Annotated in this window: 14 protein-coding genes; 4 read left to right on the forward strand and 10 right to left on the reverse strand. The window is 73.8% G+C overall.

Annotation, left to right across the window (positions count from 1 at the left end; all coding sequences use genetic code 11):
* Positions 1 to 46: 46 nt before the first annotated feature.
* From ABZ860_RS04535 to uvrB, 3 genes are all read right to left on the reverse strand, one after another.
* Entirely contained in the window at positions 47 to 529 is a 483-nt protein-coding gene (locus ABZ860_RS04535; protein ID WP_357215006.1) for an Rrf2 family transcriptional regulator, read from the reverse strand.
* A 210-nt stretch (positions 530 to 739) separates the two neighbouring features.
* Positions 740 to 1,288, reverse strand: a complete 549-nt coding sequence (locus ABZ860_RS04540) for a hypothetical protein (RefSeq protein WP_357215008.1) — start codon at positions 1,286 to 1,288, stop codon at positions 740 to 742.
* A 407-nt stretch (positions 1,289 to 1,695) separates the two neighbouring features.
* Positions 1,696 to 3,807: an excinuclease ABC subunit UvrB gene (gene uvrB / locus ABZ860_RS04545; RefSeq protein WP_357215011.1), complete on the reverse strand. Its 2,112-nt coding sequence runs from the start codon at positions 3,805 to 3,807 to the stop codon at positions 1,696 to 1,698.
* A 241-nt stretch (positions 3,808 to 4,048) separates the two neighbouring features.
* On the opposite strand from uvrB, the gene ABZ860_RS04550 reads away from it, so the two are divergent.
* From ABZ860_RS04550 to ABZ860_RS04560, 3 genes are read left to right on the forward strand one after another with little or no spacing between them, the layout of a single operon-like run.
* Positions 4,049 to 5,086, forward strand: a complete 1,038-nt coding sequence (locus tag ABZ860_RS04550) for a hypothetical protein (RefSeq protein ID WP_357215014.1) — start codon at positions 4,049 to 4,051, stop codon at positions 5,084 to 5,086.
* Positions 5,083 to 5,754: a hypothetical protein gene (locus tag ABZ860_RS04555; protein ID WP_357215016.1), complete on the forward strand. Its 672-nt coding sequence runs from the start codon at positions 5,083 to 5,085 to the stop codon at positions 5,752 to 5,754. Before ABZ860_RS04550 ends, ABZ860_RS04555 begins: the two co-directional genes overlap by 4 nt.
* Positions 5,727 to 6,569: an inositol monophosphatase gene (locus ABZ860_RS04560; protein ID WP_357215019.1), complete on the forward strand. Its 843-nt coding sequence runs from the start codon at positions 5,727 to 5,729 to the stop codon at positions 6,567 to 6,569. The genes ABZ860_RS04555 and ABZ860_RS04560 overlap by 28 nt, the downstream gene beginning before the upstream one ends.
* An 18-nt stretch (positions 6,570 to 6,587) precedes the next feature.
* Here the strand turns inward: ABZ860_RS04560 and ABZ860_RS04565 are convergent, their stop codons facing one another.
* The 6 genes from ABZ860_RS04565 to ABZ860_RS04590 all read right to left on the reverse strand — a co-directional run bounded on the left by ABZ860_RS04565 (position 6,588) and on the right by ABZ860_RS04590 (position 12,000).
* Positions 6,588 to 7,193 carry an energy-coupling factor transporter transmembrane protein EcfT gene (locus tag ABZ860_RS04565; RefSeq protein WP_357215021.1) on the reverse strand — a complete coding sequence of 202 codons (606 nt, stop codon included), beginning with the start codon at positions 7,191 to 7,193 and terminating at the stop codon, positions 6,588 to 6,590.
* On the reverse strand, positions 7,190 to 7,864 hold the full coding sequence (locus ABZ860_RS04570; RefSeq protein WP_357215024.1) for an ABC transporter ATP-binding protein: 675 nt from the start codon (positions 7,862 to 7,864) through the stop codon (positions 7,190 to 7,192). The genes ABZ860_RS04565 and ABZ860_RS04570 overlap by 4 nt, the downstream gene beginning before the upstream one ends.
* A complete protein-coding gene (locus ABZ860_RS04575; protein ID WP_357215027.1) occupies positions 7,865 to 9,028 on the reverse strand; it encodes a thiolase family protein in 1,164 nt (387 codons plus the stop codon). It abuts the gene before it with no gap.
* A gap of 1 nt (position 9,029) precedes the next feature.
* Positions 9,030 to 10,403 (reverse strand): AMP-binding protein, encoded by a 1,374-nt coding sequence (locus tag ABZ860_RS04580; protein ID WP_357215030.1) that lies wholly within the window; start codon positions 10,401 to 10,403, stop codon positions 9,030 to 9,032.
* A 7-nt stretch (positions 10,404 to 10,410) separates the two neighbouring features.
* Positions 10,411 to 11,022, reverse strand: a complete 612-nt coding sequence (locus ABZ860_RS04585) for a biotin transporter BioY (RefSeq protein ID WP_357215032.1) — start codon at positions 11,020 to 11,022, stop codon at positions 10,411 to 10,413.
* A 132-nt stretch (positions 11,023 to 11,154) separates the two neighbouring features.
* Positions 11,155 to 12,000, reverse strand: coding sequence for an NAD(P)H-binding protein (locus ABZ860_RS04590; protein WP_357215035.1), 846 nt, complete (start codon positions 11,998 to 12,000; stop codon positions 11,155 to 11,157).
* 109 nt (positions 12,001 to 12,109) lie between these two features.
* On the opposite strand from ABZ860_RS04590, the gene ABZ860_RS04595 reads away from it, so the two are divergent.
* Positions 12,110 to 12,502: a helix-turn-helix domain-containing protein gene (locus ABZ860_RS04595; RefSeq protein ID WP_357215037.1), complete on the forward strand. Its 393-nt coding sequence runs from the start codon at positions 12,110 to 12,112 to the stop codon at positions 12,500 to 12,502.
* A 37-nt stretch (positions 12,503 to 12,539) separates the two neighbouring features.
* Here ABZ860_RS04595 and ABZ860_RS04600 read toward each other — a convergent pair whose 3' ends face one another.
* Positions 12,540 to 13,730 (reverse strand): SLC13 family permease, encoded by a 1,191-nt coding sequence (locus ABZ860_RS04600; RefSeq protein WP_357215039.1) that lies wholly within the window; start codon positions 13,728 to 13,730, stop codon positions 12,540 to 12,542.
* Positions 13,731 to 13,765: the final 35 nt, after the last annotated feature.

Below are 13,765 nucleotides of genomic sequence, written 5' to 3' on the forward strand. Positions count from 1 at the left end.
CGGTTTCCCCTCCCTGATACCGATCCGATGGTTCCGTTCGGGACGATCAGTTCTGCGCGTACCAGCGCCGGATCGTCTCGCCCGCCTGTGGAGCGCGACGGTCCGCCGCGGCCTGCACGTCGGCCAGCGTCTGCGCGGCCAGCGCCCGCCGCCACGCCATCTCGGCCTTGCGCATCGCGGTCGAGACGGCGCACGGGGCGCGGAACTGCCACTCCGGTCTGGCCGCCCCGGCCCCACGCCGCCTGATCTCCGTGCACTGGAACGCCTCGACGGGTCCTTCGATCGCCGCCACGACGTCCATGACCGTGATCTCCTCCAGGGACCGGGCCAGCCGGAACCCGCCCCTCGCCCCCGGAGTGGACGACATGATCCCCGCCTTGGCCAGCGCCTGGAGTTGCTTGTTGAGGTATGCGGGCGGCAGCTCGAACCCGGCGGCGAGCTTGGCCGTCGAAACCGGCACCTCGTTGCCGAGCCATGCCAGCGTCAGGCAACAGTGCATCGCCCACTCGACGCCCTCACTCATCCGCATAACCTGGATAGTACACATCCAGGATGCACGCCGGGAAGCGTTGTGCCTGGTCAGGAGTGGTTTCACCGCCGCCTTCGGCGCCCGATCAGCCGCGTGGAGTGGAGCCAGGCGAGGGCCGGCGGGCGCCCGACGCCGCGCCGGAATCACCGCGCGGAGCCGGGCGAGGAGACATCGCTCCGGCGCCGGCCGGCTCTCGGGCCGGAGTGCGGGTCAGTCGCCTTCCTGGACGGCGGGCTCGAGCACCAGCACGGCGGTGTCACCCGCGACCTGCGCGAGCCGCAGGTCCACGTCGCCGATGCGGCCCGGCCTGCTCGTGCTGATCGTCACCGCTCCCCTGACCCGGCAGCGGTCGTTGTAGCAGCTGCGGCTGATGGTGGTGTTCACACCGTCGACGACCGTGGAGGTGCCGGTGAAGGCGAGCCTGACGGCGTCCGCCCGCAGGCCAACGACAGTGATCTCGTCCACACCCAGCCTCGGGTCGATCGGGATGGCGTCCCCGACACGCACCCGCACCTCGCAGTCGCCGTCCCGGCATCCGGCGAGGTCGCCCGGCGTCGCCGACGGGCTGGGCAGCGGCGACGACGTGGGCGTCACGAACGGGCGTGGCGAGGCCGGGGCGAACGCGACCGGCCGGTTCTCCGGCACCGCGGCGAACGACCGCGCCGGAACCTCGCCGCACCCGGCGAGGAGCGCGGTCACCGACCCGGCGGTGAGCACGAGGCGGGCGGCGGAACTGGACGCGATGGTCGTCGAACGCATGATTTCCCCGATTGCCGCAGACGGATTCGCCCGACGGGAGCCGCTCGAATCAGCGACGCCCTGACGTGTGGACGTTGATCCACGCGCCGCCGGATGCCTTCCCCGCAACAGACCAGGTCAACCGCGTTCGGAGCCGCACCCCGCTCATTTGCGCGCAGCGGGCGGCGTTTTCAGCGGGACAAGAACGCCCAAACTCGGCCCGGTTTCCGCACTTCGCCCGACAACCGTTCTAGCGCACAATTCACTAAAATTCGCCGAATTCGAAATCCTGCCGCACGTGGGCCGGCACCCGGGTGATGCCGCCTGCGCGGCTCGCCCGGGCCGGCGGGCCCGGGCGGTCACGGCAGGATCATGTCGCCCCGCTCAGAGGGGGCCGCTGAGCGGGGATTGCACGAATCGCTGCCCCGTCACTTCACGCCGGCCTCGCGCATGTCGCGGACCTCCCGCTTGAGCTCCTTGATCTCGTCGCGCAGCCGGGCCGCCACCTCGAACTGCAGCTCGGCGGCGGCGTTGTGCATCTGCTCGGTCAGCGACTCGATCAGCGACTCCAGCTGGGCGCGCGGCATCTCCCCCGCGATCGCCTTCGCGTGCTGGCCCGCCCCACGGGACGCCAGGCCCGGCACCGGCGCCTTGCCGCGAGACTGCTGCCGCCCGGCGCCGCCGAGAAGCTGCGCGGTGTCGGCGTCCTCGCGGACGAGGCTGTCGAGGATGTCGGCGATCTTCTTGCGCAGCGGCTGCGGGTCGATGCCGTGCGCCTCGTTGTAGGCGATCTGCTTGGCCCGGCGCCGGTTGGTCTCCTCGATCGCCCGCTCCATGCTCGGTGTGATCTTGTCGGCGTACATGTGGACCTGGCCGGACACGTTGCGGGCCGCGCGGCCGATCGTCTGGATGAGCGAGGTCTCCGAGCGCAGGAAGCCCTCCTTGTCGGCGTCGAGGATCGACACCAGCGACACCTCGGGCAGGTCGAGGCCCTCACGCAGCAGGTTGATGCCGACCAGCACGTCGAACTCGCCCATGCGCAGCTCGCGCAGCAGCTCGATGCGGCGCAGCGTGTCGACCTCGCTGTGCAGGTAGCGGACCCGGATGCCGTTGTCGAGCAGGTAGTCGGTGAGGTCCTCGGCCATCTTCTTGGTCAGCGTGGTGACCAGGACCCGCTCGTCCCGCTCCGCCCGGGCCCGGATCTCCTCCATGAGGTCGTCGATCTGGCCCTTGGTCGGCTTGATGACCACCTCGGGGTCCACCAGGCCGGTGGGGCGGATGACCTGCTCCACCACCTCGCCCTTGCTGCGGCCCAGCTCGTACGGCCCCGGCGTGGCGGACAGGTAGACGGTCTGGCCGATGCGCTCCAGGAACTCCTCCCACTTGAGCGGGCGGTTGTCCATCGCCGACGGCAGGCGGAACCCGTGGTCGACCAGCGTCCGCTTGCGCGAGGCGTCGCCCTCGTACATCGCGCCGATCTGGGGGACGGTCTGGTGCGACTCGTCCAGCACGAGCATGAAGTCGTCGGGGAAGAAGTCGAGCAGTGTGTGCGGCGGGCTGCCCGCCTCGCGGCCGTCGATGTGCCGCGAGTAGTTCTCGATCCCGGCGCAGGTGCCGACCTGGCGCATCATCTCGATGTCGTAGGTGGTGCGCATGCGCAGCCGCTGGGCCTCGAGCAGCTTGCCCTGCCGCTCCAGGTCGGCGAGCCGCTCGGCCAGCTCCGCCTCGATGCCGGCGATGGCCCGCTCCATCCGCTCGGGACCGGCCACGTAGTGGGAGGCGGGGAAGATGTGCAGCTCGTCGTCCTCGCCGACGACCTCGCCGGTCAGCGGGTGCAGCGTCGCGAGCTTCTCGATCTCGTCGCCGAACATCTCGATGCGGACGGCCAGCTCCTGGTAGACCGGGATGACCTCGACCGTGTCGCCGCGCACCCGGAACGTGCCCCGGGTGAAGGACAGGTCGTTGCGGGTGTACTGCATGTCGACCAGTCGCCGCAGCAGCTGGTCGCGCTCGATCTGCTGGCCGACCTTGAGCCCGACCATGCGGTCGACGTACTCCTGCGGCGTGCCCAGGCCGTAGATGCAGGAGACGGAGGCGACCACCACCACGTCGCGGCGCGACACCAGCGACCAGGTCGCCGAGTGGCGCAGCCGTTCGACCTCCTCGTTGATCGAGGAGTCCTTCTCGATGTAGGTGTCGCTCTGCGGGACGTACGCCTCGGGCTGGTAGTAGTCGTAGTACGACACGAAGTATTCGACCGCGTTGTTCGGCAGCATCTCGCGCAGCTCGTTGGCGAACTGGGCGGCGAGCGTCTTGTTCGGCTGCATGACCAGCGTCGGGCGCTGCACCCGCTCGATGAGCCACGCCACCGTCGCGGTCTTGCCGGTGCCGGTCGCGCCGAGCAGGACCGTGTCCTTCTCACCCGCCCTGACCCGGCGCTCCAGCTCCGCGATCGCCGTGGGCTGGTCGCCGGACGGCGTCATGTCGGTGACGACCTGGAAGGGCGCGACCTTCCGCTTCAGGTCCGTCATGGATGTCATCGGCCGCTCAGCTCCTCACTCGCCCCGTCCACCGGCGCGGGCGGCGCGCACACGCGCTCGCGCCCGTTCCGGTTCACCTCCATAACCTACGCGCGGCGACCGACAATTCCGGTCCCGACGGCCGCTTCGCCCTTCGCTTCCCGGACCGCCCCGCCCTGCCGGCGAACCCTTTGCCGGACCATGACCCTGTCGTTACGATTCGAGTCGGGGGCCGACACTGACGGGATGGCGGGGCTGACCTATGGCGGGGTTACGGAGTGCCGTCGGCCAGTCACTCGCGTGGGCGGCCAAGAACATCGACGGGGCCATCGCCCTCGTGCTGGCCGTGGCGGTGGGCGTGCTCGGCGTGCTGCCCGACGACGTGCTCCGCCCCTCGGTGAAGTCGCAGCTCGTCAGCGGCACCACCCTGGTCGTCCTGGCCCTCGTCGCGACCGCGCTGCTGCGCGACCGGGTCCGGCAGGAGCCGGTCGAGGAGGCCATGCACGCGACCTCCGGCGTCCTCGCGCGGCTGCCCGAGCGCCTGGACCGCCTCGACGAGCTGGAGGACCTGGTCGCGGGCACCCGCCGAGCCCTGCAGGACATGGCGGTCATCCGCATCCTGGGCAGTCAGCACGAGATCGCGCAGGCGCACGCGGACGCCCGGCGAGGCACCGACCGCTGGACGTTCAAGGGCGGCACCGGCACCTACATGCGCGCCGTCACGCTGCCCGAGTGCGTGGCCGCCGCGCGGCGCGAGAAGCGGCACCTCACGGTCCGCCTGGAGATCATCGATCCGACGGACGAGGCGGTGTGCGAGAGCTACTCGCACTACCGCAGGTCGCTGTCGGACCGGCCGGACGGCACCGGTGAGGTGTGGACGACCGACCGGGCCAGGAAGGAGTCGTACGCGAGCGTCCTGGCCGCGTTCTGGTACCGCCAGCGGTACGGCCTGCTCGACATCGCGGTGGGGCTGTCGCCGGTCATGACGACCTTCCGCTGGGACATGTCCGGCCGCGCCCTGATCATGACGTCCGAGGACCCCAACCGGGCCATCATCGCCTTCAGCGGCTCGTTCTTCTACGAGAGCTGCGGCACCGAGCTGCGCACGAGCTTCGAGCAGGCCCGCCGCGTGGCGATCGACCGCTACCGGTCGGTGCCGTTGAGCGACGAGCCGACCGTCGAGGAGGTGCGCAGGCTGTTCGACCGCGTCGACCTCCCCCTGCCCAAGTCGTTCACCGACCGCGACGTGGTCGAGGTCACCCGTAAGGCGCTGCGCGCCAAGGACCCGTACGCGCCATGAGGTACGGGGACGTGCTCCACGTGCTCGCGGGCGGCGGCGTCCGCGAGTGGGCCCTCGGCGTGCTCGGCGAGATCGCGGAGGGTGGCTCGCGCGGCTCGGGCGTCCGGGGCGTGCGCGGCGTGCGGCACCCGCTGGGGTTCCTCTGCCTGCCGCTGGTCCGCGATGGTGAGCACGGGGTGTGCGTGCACGTGTGGACCGCCGCCGCGCGGCGCGCCCACAGCACCACCTCCCAGGTCCACTGCCACAGCTGGGACCTGGTCAGCCACGTCCTGTACGGCCAGGTGCGCAACGTCCACGCCCTGGTGACCGACACCACCAGGTCCCCCACCCACCGCGTCTTCGAGGTGCTCAGCACGCCGTCGGGCGACGTCGTCCGCCCCACCCCGAGGACCGTGGCGTACGCCCCGGGACGCGCCGAGCTGTTCGGCGCCGGGGACACCTACACGCTCGTCGCGGGCGCCTTCCACAGCAGCGTCATCCCCGAGGACGGCGAGGCCGCCACCGTGGCGCTCGGCCGCGGCCGGCCGGGCCTCGCGGACCTGTCGCTCGGGCCGCTCGCCACGCCCCTCCACCACGTCAGGCGGGAACGCCTCGACGACGCCGAGACCGCACGTGCCGCCGAGCTGGCCAGGAGGAGCCTGTGGACCTCGAACACGCCAGGCGGGTAGCCGTCGAGGCCGCCCTGGCCGCCGGGGCCGTGCTGCGCGACAGCGCGCCGGGAGCGGTCGCCGTCCACGACAAGGGCGGGTCGGGCGACGTCGTCACCGACCTCGACCTGGCCGCCGAGAAGCTGATCCTCGACCGCATCCGGGCCGAGTTCCCCTCCCATCGGATCGTGGCCGAGGAGTCGGGCGCCCACGGCGGTGACCGACCGGACGGCGGATGGACCTGGCTGGTCGACCCGCTCGACGGCACGAACAACGTGGCGATCGGCCTTCCCGCGTACGTCGTGGGCCTGGCGCTGTGCGCCGACGGCCGCCCGGTGCTCGGGGTCGTCCACGAGCCGCTCTCCGGCCGCACCTGGTCGGCCGTCAGCGGCGCCGGGGCCCGCGGGCCCGCGGGGCCGTTGACCGGGCCCCCGAGCCGCGAGCTCCGGCACGGCCCGGTGCTGGCCTGGACGCAGGGTCACGGAGTCTCCCGGCTGGATCCGGCGGCGCGGTCGCTGAAGATGACGATGGACGCCCGCGCCCGCCGGGTGCTCCAGCTCTGGGCGCCGCTATTGTGCTGGGCCATGCTCGCCCGCGGCGACATCGACGGCATGATCGGCTACCGCGCGGAGGGGCTCGACCTGCCCGCCGGGGCCCTGATCGCGCGGGAGGCCGGTGTGGAGATCCGCGGGCTCGACGGCGGTCCTTTCGAGGCGTCCGCCGAGGGCCGGCCCGAGGACCGCAGCTTCGTCGCCGCGCCGCCCGCCCTGGTCGGGGACCTGCTCGACCTGGTCGCCGAGGCCCGCCGCCTGGCGCCCGCCCTGCCGCCGCTCTGACTCGCCGCCGGGCCGTCGTCAGTCGTCGAGGCCGCGCGCGGCGAGCGCCTCGCCCAGCGCGTCGGCGTGCCGCAGGGCGCCCACCACCAGCGGGACGGCGAAGGCGCGCGGGCTCCGCTCGACTCCTCTGGCACGCTGGGCCTCCCGCACCCGGGTGACCAGATCCGCGATCACCGGCACGCTGCGCAGCGTGAGGGACAGCAGCAGCGACAGGCGGAACGGATCGAGGCCGGCGAACCTGGCGGGGGCGAGGCAGCGCTCCAGGCAGGCCATGAGGGCGCTGGTGCGGGTCGTGAGCGTGACCAGCCCGGCCAGGGCGACGGCGAGCACGACCCGGAGCGTGGAGGACGCCGCCGTGGGCAGGTCCGCGAACACCAGCTGCACGCCGAACAGGGCCGCCGCGAACCAGCGGACGGGCCGCACCTGCGCCCAGGCCGCCGCGACGCCGACCCCGGAGACGGCGTACAGCAGCGCGACGGCGGCCGCGGCGGCCGACAGCGCCGCGGGCGAGCGCAGCAACAGGAGCGCGGTGCAGGACACGGCGAGCCCGGCGAGCTTGGCCCCGGCGGGCAGCCGGTGGAGGAGGGAACCGCCGGGGACGTAGGCGCCGGTGAGCCCGCTCACGCCATCATCTTCCTGTAGTGGCCGATCGCGGCGGCGGGCTCCGCGTCGGCGACGACGCGCCCCTCGTCGATCACGAGCACGCGGTCGAAGTCCTCCAGCAGCGCGAGGTCGTGGGTCACCACGACCACCTGCTGCGGAAGGGTCCTGAGCAGCGCGGCGACCTGCCGGGAGTGGCGCAGGTCGAGCAGCGTTGTCGGCTCGTCCATGACCAGGATCTCCGGTTCGAGCACCAGGACCGAGCAGAGCGCGAGCAGCTGCTTCTGCCCGCCGGACAGGTGGTGCGCGGGATGGTCGGCGTGCTCTCCCAGGCCGTACCTCTCCAGGACCTCCCGCACCCGGCGCTCGACCTCCTCGCGCGTCAGTCGCTTGCGGCGCAGCGAGAAGGCCACGTCCTCGGCCACCGTGGGCATCACGATCTGCGCGTCGGGGTCGGTGAACAGGAATCCCACGTTGCGCCTGATGCGGGCCGCGTGACGGCGGGTGTCGAGCCCGGACACCGTCACGGTGCCCGAGGACGGCAGGACCAGGCCGTTGACGAGGCGGGCGAGCGTGCTCTTGCCCGAGCCGTTGGCCCCGACCACGCCCACGCGGCGCTCGGTCAGCGAGGCCGTGACGCCGCGCAGCACCTCGCGCTGCCCGAGCCGCACATGGACGTCCTCCAGCCGGATCACTCACACCACCTCGAACAGGGCGGCGATGCCGAGACCGCCGCCGACCGCGACCGCCGCGAGGCCCAGCGTCCCCGGCGGCGCGCCGGCCCCGGACCCGAACCCGAGGAGCCGGCTGAACAGCCGGGTCACCACCACCGCTCCGCTCGCGCCCCAGGGATGGCCGAGGGCGAGCGCGCCGCCGTCGGCGCACACGCGGCCGGCGTCCGCGCCGAGGGGATCGAGGCCGAGCGCGTCGGTGACCGCGAGCACCTGCGCCGCGAACGCCTCCACGATCTCCACCGCCGCCACCCTCTCCAGGTCCGTTCCGGTCCGCCGCAGCACGCGCCGTACGGCGGGCACCGGCCCCCACCCGGGGAGCGCGGGGTCGCATCCGGCGACGGCGCCGGCCAGCAGCCGCAGACCGGGCAGGCCGGCCGCCGCGCGCAGCCGCTCGGGCACGACCGCGACGGCGGCGGCGCCGTCGCTCACCGGGGAGGAGTTGCCGGCCGTCACCGTACCCCCCGGCACGAACGCGGCGGGCAGCCGGGCCAGCGACTCCGGCCGCAGCGCGCGCGGGCGCTGGTCGTCCGTGCGGCCGCCGACGGGGACGATCTCGCGGGTGAACCGTCCGGCCTCCCGCGCGGCCAGCGCCCGCGCGTGGCTCCGGCAGGCGTACGCGTCCTGGCGCTCCCTGGTCACGCCGCGGGCGGCGGCGAGCGCCTCCGCGGCCGGGCCCATGTCCGGGTCCGGGTGCCCCTCCGGGGCGAACGGCGCCCGCTCGTACGGCACGCCCGGCTCGCCCTCACGCCGGCGGACCCGCAGCGGCGCGGTGGAGGCGCTCTCGACACCCCCGGCGACGACGAGGTCCGCATCCCCGCAGCGGACCGTCTGGGCGGCCAGCAGGATCGCGGCGAGGCCGCTGCCGCACTGCCGGTCGACGGTGACGCCGGGCACCTCGTGGCCCAGCCCGGCGGCCAGCGCGCAGACCCGGGCGAGGTTGCCCCCGGGCCCGGTGCAGTTGCCCAGCACCACGTCGTCCACCGGGACGCCGAGATGCGCCACGTCGCGGGCGACCGCCTCGATGACGGGCGCGGCGAGCCGGTCGGCCGTCAGGCTCCGGAACGCGTGGCCGGCGGTGCCGATGGGAGTGCGGCGGGCCGCCACGACGACCGCGTGCTCGTCCATGTCAGGCGAGCCGCCGCAGGCCGGGGTCGTCGCCGGCGGCGAGACGGGCGGCGACGAGGCCGCGGGCCGGCTTCCCTGTGGGGGTCCGGGGCAGGGACGCGGCGGCGTACCAGCGCCGGGGCCGCTGCGCCGGGTCGAGGTCGGCCCGCGCCGCCGCCTCCAGCGCCGCCCTCACCACGTCCTCGCCCTCGACGACCGCGGTGACCACGGCGCCCAGGTAGGGGTGCGGCGTGCCGACCACGACCACGTCGTCCACTCCCGGCACCTTCCTCAGCACCTCCTCGACGTCCTCGGGCACCACCGTGGCGCCGCCGGTCTGGATCGCGCCGTCGCCCCGGCCGCGCAGCCGCAGGACCTCGCCGGGCCGGTGCGGCTCCGCCAGGTCGCCGACCGTCATCCAGCCGCCGTCATCCCGCCGCAGGGGGCCGGTCGCACCGGCCAGGTAGCCCTCGCAGAGCCACGGGGAGCGCACCCACACCTCGCCGAGGGCCTGCCCGGGCGGCACCCTGACGTCGATCTCGACGCCGGGGAACGGCCGCAGCCCGGCGCCGTCGGCGTCCACCGCGACGAACGACAGCTCGGTGGCGCCGTAATAGGACACCACACGCACTCCGGCGGCCGCTGCCCGGGTCCTGGCGGCGGCGTCCAGGGCGGCACCGCCGACCACGGCGGTGCGCAGCGGGCCTCCTGCCCTCTCCAGTGCGTCCAGCACGGCCGGCAGGCGGTGGGGCACCACGTGGACCGCGGTGACCCGCCGCAACCACTCCGCCAGCCCGCCCGGGGACCACCGCCCGGGGACCACGGCCGTCGCGCCTGCCGCCAGCGTGTGCACGGCGGCGAAGCCGTACAGGGAGGAGACCAGCGGGCCGGGGATCAGCACGACGTCGTCCGGGCCGATCCCGGTCAGCGCGTCCAGGTGGGCGAACGACGCGGTCCAGGAGGCCCGGCCGCGCACCACGGCTCGGGGCCTGCCGGTGCTGCCGGAGCTGAAGCAGGCCCAGGTGAGGTCGCCCGGCGCGGGCCGGTGCCGTACGGGCGGCCCGTCCGCCTCCGGCAGCGGGGCGTCGAAGCGGGCGACGACCGGCACCGCGGCCATGACCTGGGCCCGCCGTTCCTCGCTCCAGGAGTGGTCGCACAGCAGCGGCGTGGCTCCCGCCAGGTCGGCGGCGAGCACGGCGACGAGCAGGGCCACCGGATCGGCCTGGCCGGCCGCGACGAGCGCGCCGCGTCCGATGCCCTCGTCGGCCAGACGGCGGGCGGTGCGGCCGGCCCTGGCCGCGAGCTCGGCGTAGCTGAGGTCGCCTCCGGGGCCGGACACCGCGATCCGCCCGGGGCGGGCGGAGGCGTGCCGCATGACCTGCGCGGCTACCGGCACGGGCGGGTCACCGCCCCCCTGCCCGCAGCCGCTCGCGGTGCACCGCGGGCACCGCGTCGGGGTAGGCCCGCTGGGTGCCGCGCGCCACGATCGACGCCAGCACCGCCTTGGCCAGGTCGCCGGGCAGGAAGACGGCGCTGAGCAGCGCGGTCTTGCCCAGGGACAGCCCGGTGACGAGCGCCTGCACGGGGATGCCGCACAGGTAGACCACGCCGACGCCGCCGGCCAGGCAGGCGGTCACCAGTCGCACCGTGGACGGCGTGCGTCCGCCGCGCTCGACGATCCATCCGGTCAGGGCGGCGCCGGGAAGCCAGCCGATCAGGAAGCCGGCCGACGGCCCGGTGAAGACGCCGAGCCCGCCGCGCCCGCCGGCCAGCAGGGGCAGCCCCGCGGCGACCAGCACGAGCAGGACCACGACGGCGAGGGGGGACCGCCACGTGCCGAGGATCGCCCCGGCGAGCATGACTCCGAGTGTCTGCAGTGTGATCGGCACCGCGTCGCCGAAGATGTTCAGCGCGCCCGGCATGCCGAGCACGGCGATCAGCGCGGCGAAGACGCTGACCCTGGCGACGTCCGCCGCGGGGAAGCGCCGCCGATGCGGACTCTGTTCATCTGTCACGGATCGATCCCATACCAAGACGCTCCGTTGGGCGCATGAGGATTCCCACAACATTCCGCCGTGTCGTTCTCACCGGCGCCCATAGCCGCCGGCCGCCCCGTGCCCGGAGCTCGGGGGCGACCTTGTCACGGTTCACCGGAAGGCATCGACGTTGCGGCGGGCCCACTCGGCGAACGAGCGGGGCGCCCGGCCCAGCACGTGCTCGACGCCCGGGCTGAGCCGCAGTTCGGCGGCGTTGGGCTCGCCGAGGACGGCCAGCGAGGTCTCCACGGCCGGTTCCGGTATGGACGCGGCCATCCACGCGTGCGCCTCGGCCCGGGTCAGCTCCACGAACCGCACCGACTCGCCGAGCGCCGCGCCGATCGCCTCGGCCTGCTGCCGGGGCGTGACGGCCGCCGGCCCGTTCAACTCGTAGGCATGACCCACGTGTTCGTCCTTGCGCAGGGTCACGGCCGCGACCTCCGCGATGTCCGCCGGATCGATCACCGGGATCCCGACGTCACCGAACGGCGCGGCGACCGTCCGCTCGGCGCGTACCGACTCCGCCCAGGCGTAGGCGTTGGACGCGAAGACGCCGGGCCGCAGGATCGTCCAGGCCAGGCCCGACTCACGCACCGCTTCCTCGGCCGCCCGCATGACGCCTCCGTGCGACGCCGACTCCGGCCTGGTCACCACGCCTTGCGAGGAGAGCAGCACCACTCGCCGGACCCCGGCGGCCCCGGCCACGTCCAGGATGGCTCTCGGGTCGAGCCCGACGCCGCCCGTGCCGCCGTCGTGCAGGAACAGAGCCTCGGCACCGTCGAGGGCGGGCCGCAGGGTCTCCGGCGCGGCCAGGTCGGCCCGCACGTGCCTGGTCCCCCTCGGCAGGTTCACCGGGGCTGTCCCCCTCGACACCGCCGTCAGCCGCTCCCCGGCCTCCGCCAAGGCCCGCACCAGCGGCCGACCGACGTTCCCGGTCGCACCCGTCACCACAATCATGATCAACTCCCGCGTCTTTCCCTGTGGCTCATCGCGATGACGGCGACGCTAACACCCTCGGTATAGTAGGTACCTAGAGGAAAGTAACTACCTCAGAGGGGTGCCACCTATGACGACCGAGACGAGCCGGCCGGCGGCCGATGCCACCGCCGACCCCGAGCTGGCCTGCCCGATCTCCCCGGTCGTCGACATCGTGTTCAGCCGGTGGACCTCGCCCATCCTCTGGTCGCTCCATGCCTTCGGCCGCCAGCGGTTCGTCGAGCTGGAGCGGCGCATCGAGAACATCACGCCCAAGGTGCTCACCCAGCGCCTGCGCCAACTGGAGCGCGACGGCCTGGTCGTTCGCACGTACCATCCCGAGGTGCCGCCGCGCGTCGAATACGAGATCAGCGAGCTCGGCCGCACCCTCTCCCCCCTCTTCGCCCAGATCGCCGAGTGGGGCGCCGCCAACCTCGAGCACGTCGAACGGGCACGGCGACGCTACGACGACGCGGGGACGTGATCCGCGAGGGTTGGGCCCGCCCGGCCGGGGCGGCGCCTCAGGCGGTGAGGATCAGGGCGGTCACCGTCGCGGCCAGACCGGTCACGGCCAGGCCCGCGCCGGTGGCGACGAACTTGGCCAGCGGCACCCGCACGTCTCCGCGCCGGCACCACTCGAACCACAGCAGCGTCGCGAGCGAGCCCCAGGGCGTGATCACCGGGCCCAGGTTGGTGCCCGCGAGCAGCGACAGCAGCTGCGTGTGGTTGGCCGCCGGGATGACCTGCTCGCCCGCGACGTACGCCGGGAGGTTGTTGAGCACGTTGGACAGCGCGGCTCCGGCGGCGGCCGCGCGGTAGGCGCCGTCCCCGTCGCCGCCGGCGCCGACGAGCGCGCGCATCACGTCCGCCAGGCCGAGGCGGCTGAGCGTCGGGACCACGAGGAACAGCCCGGTCACGAAGACCAGCAGCCGCCAGGGGATCAGGCCCCACACGAGCTTCGCGCGGTCGCGCCAGGCGAACGCGGCGACCACCGCGACCGCCGCGACGAGCGCCGCGACGCCGATCTCCACGCCCGCCAGGATCGCGGCGACGAACAGCAGGCACGCCACCCCCGCGACGCCGAACAGCACCCGGTCGGCCACCGGCACCGGAGGCGGCGGCACGTAGCGGTCCTCGCCCCGCTCGCCGCGCCGCCAGTAGAACGCCCACAGGAACGCCATCGTCACCGCGATCGACACGGCCTGGGGCGCCCACATCCGCGCGGCGAACTCCTGCGTGGTCAGCGCGACCCGGTTCATGGCGAGCAGGTTGGTGAGGTTGGAGACCGGCAGCAGCAGGCTCGCGGTGTTGGCCAGCCAGACCGTGGTCATCACGAGCGGCAGCGGCGCGATCTTCGCGCGTGGCGCCAGGGCCAGCATGACCGGCGTCAGCAGCACGGCCGTGGTGTCCAGGTTCAAGACGATCGTGACCAGCGAGGCGAAGGCCGTGCAGAGCAGGAAGAGAACGGCATAGCTCCCCCGGCCGACGATCGCGATGCGGGTCGCGATGACGTCGAAGACCTGCGCCTCCTTGGTCAGCTCCGCCAGCACGATCACCGCGCCGAGGAACAGGAGCAGGGGGGCGATGCGTTCGACGCTGTCCCTCGCCTCCTCGGCCGGCAGCAGGCCGGTGGCCACGAAGACCAGGCCCGCCGCGAGCAGCCCGAACCTGATCCAGTCGAGAACGCTCAGTCGCCGCAGCCCGGTCGCCACGCGCACACCCTATCTCGCCGCCCGCCGAGATGATC

Source organism: Microbispora sp. NPDC046973 (assembly GCF_040644495.1).
Classification (GTDB): Bacteria; Actinomycetota; Actinomycetes; order Streptosporangiales; family Streptosporangiaceae; genus Microbispora.

Excerpts from the sequence above, each read along its gene's own strand:
- ABZ860_RS04550 (WP_357215014.1), top strand. The coding sequence starts at position 4,049 with ATGGCGGGGTTACGGAGTGCCGTCGGCCAGTCACTCGCGTGGGCGGCC.
- ABZ860_RS04590 (WP_357215035.1), bottom strand. The coding sequence starts at position 12,000 with ATGATTGTGGTGACGGGTGCGACCGGGAACGTCGGTCGGCCGCTGGTG.
- uvrB (WP_357215011.1), bottom strand. The coding sequence starts at position 3,807 with ATGACATCCATGACGGACCTGAAGCGGAAGGTCGCGCCCTTCCAGGTC.
- ABZ860_RS04555 (WP_357215016.1), top strand. The coding sequence starts at position 5,083 with ATGAGGTACGGGGACGTGCTCCACGTGCTCGCGGGCGGCGGCGTCCGC.
- ABZ860_RS04540 (WP_357215008.1), bottom strand. The coding sequence starts at position 1,288 with ATGCGTTCGACGACCATCGCGTCCAGTTCCGCCGCCCGCCTCGTGCTC.
- ABZ860_RS04575 (WP_357215027.1), bottom strand. The coding sequence starts at position 9,028 with ATGGACGAGCACGCGGTCGTCGTGGCGGCCCGCCGCACTCCCATCGGC.
- ABZ860_RS04535 (WP_357215006.1), bottom strand. The coding sequence starts at position 529 with ATGCGGATGAGTGAGGGCGTCGAGTGGGCGATGCACTGTTGCCTGACG.
- ABZ860_RS04595 (WP_357215037.1), top strand. The coding sequence starts at position 12,110 with ATGACGACCGAGACGAGCCGGCCGGCGGCCGATGCCACCGCCGACCCC.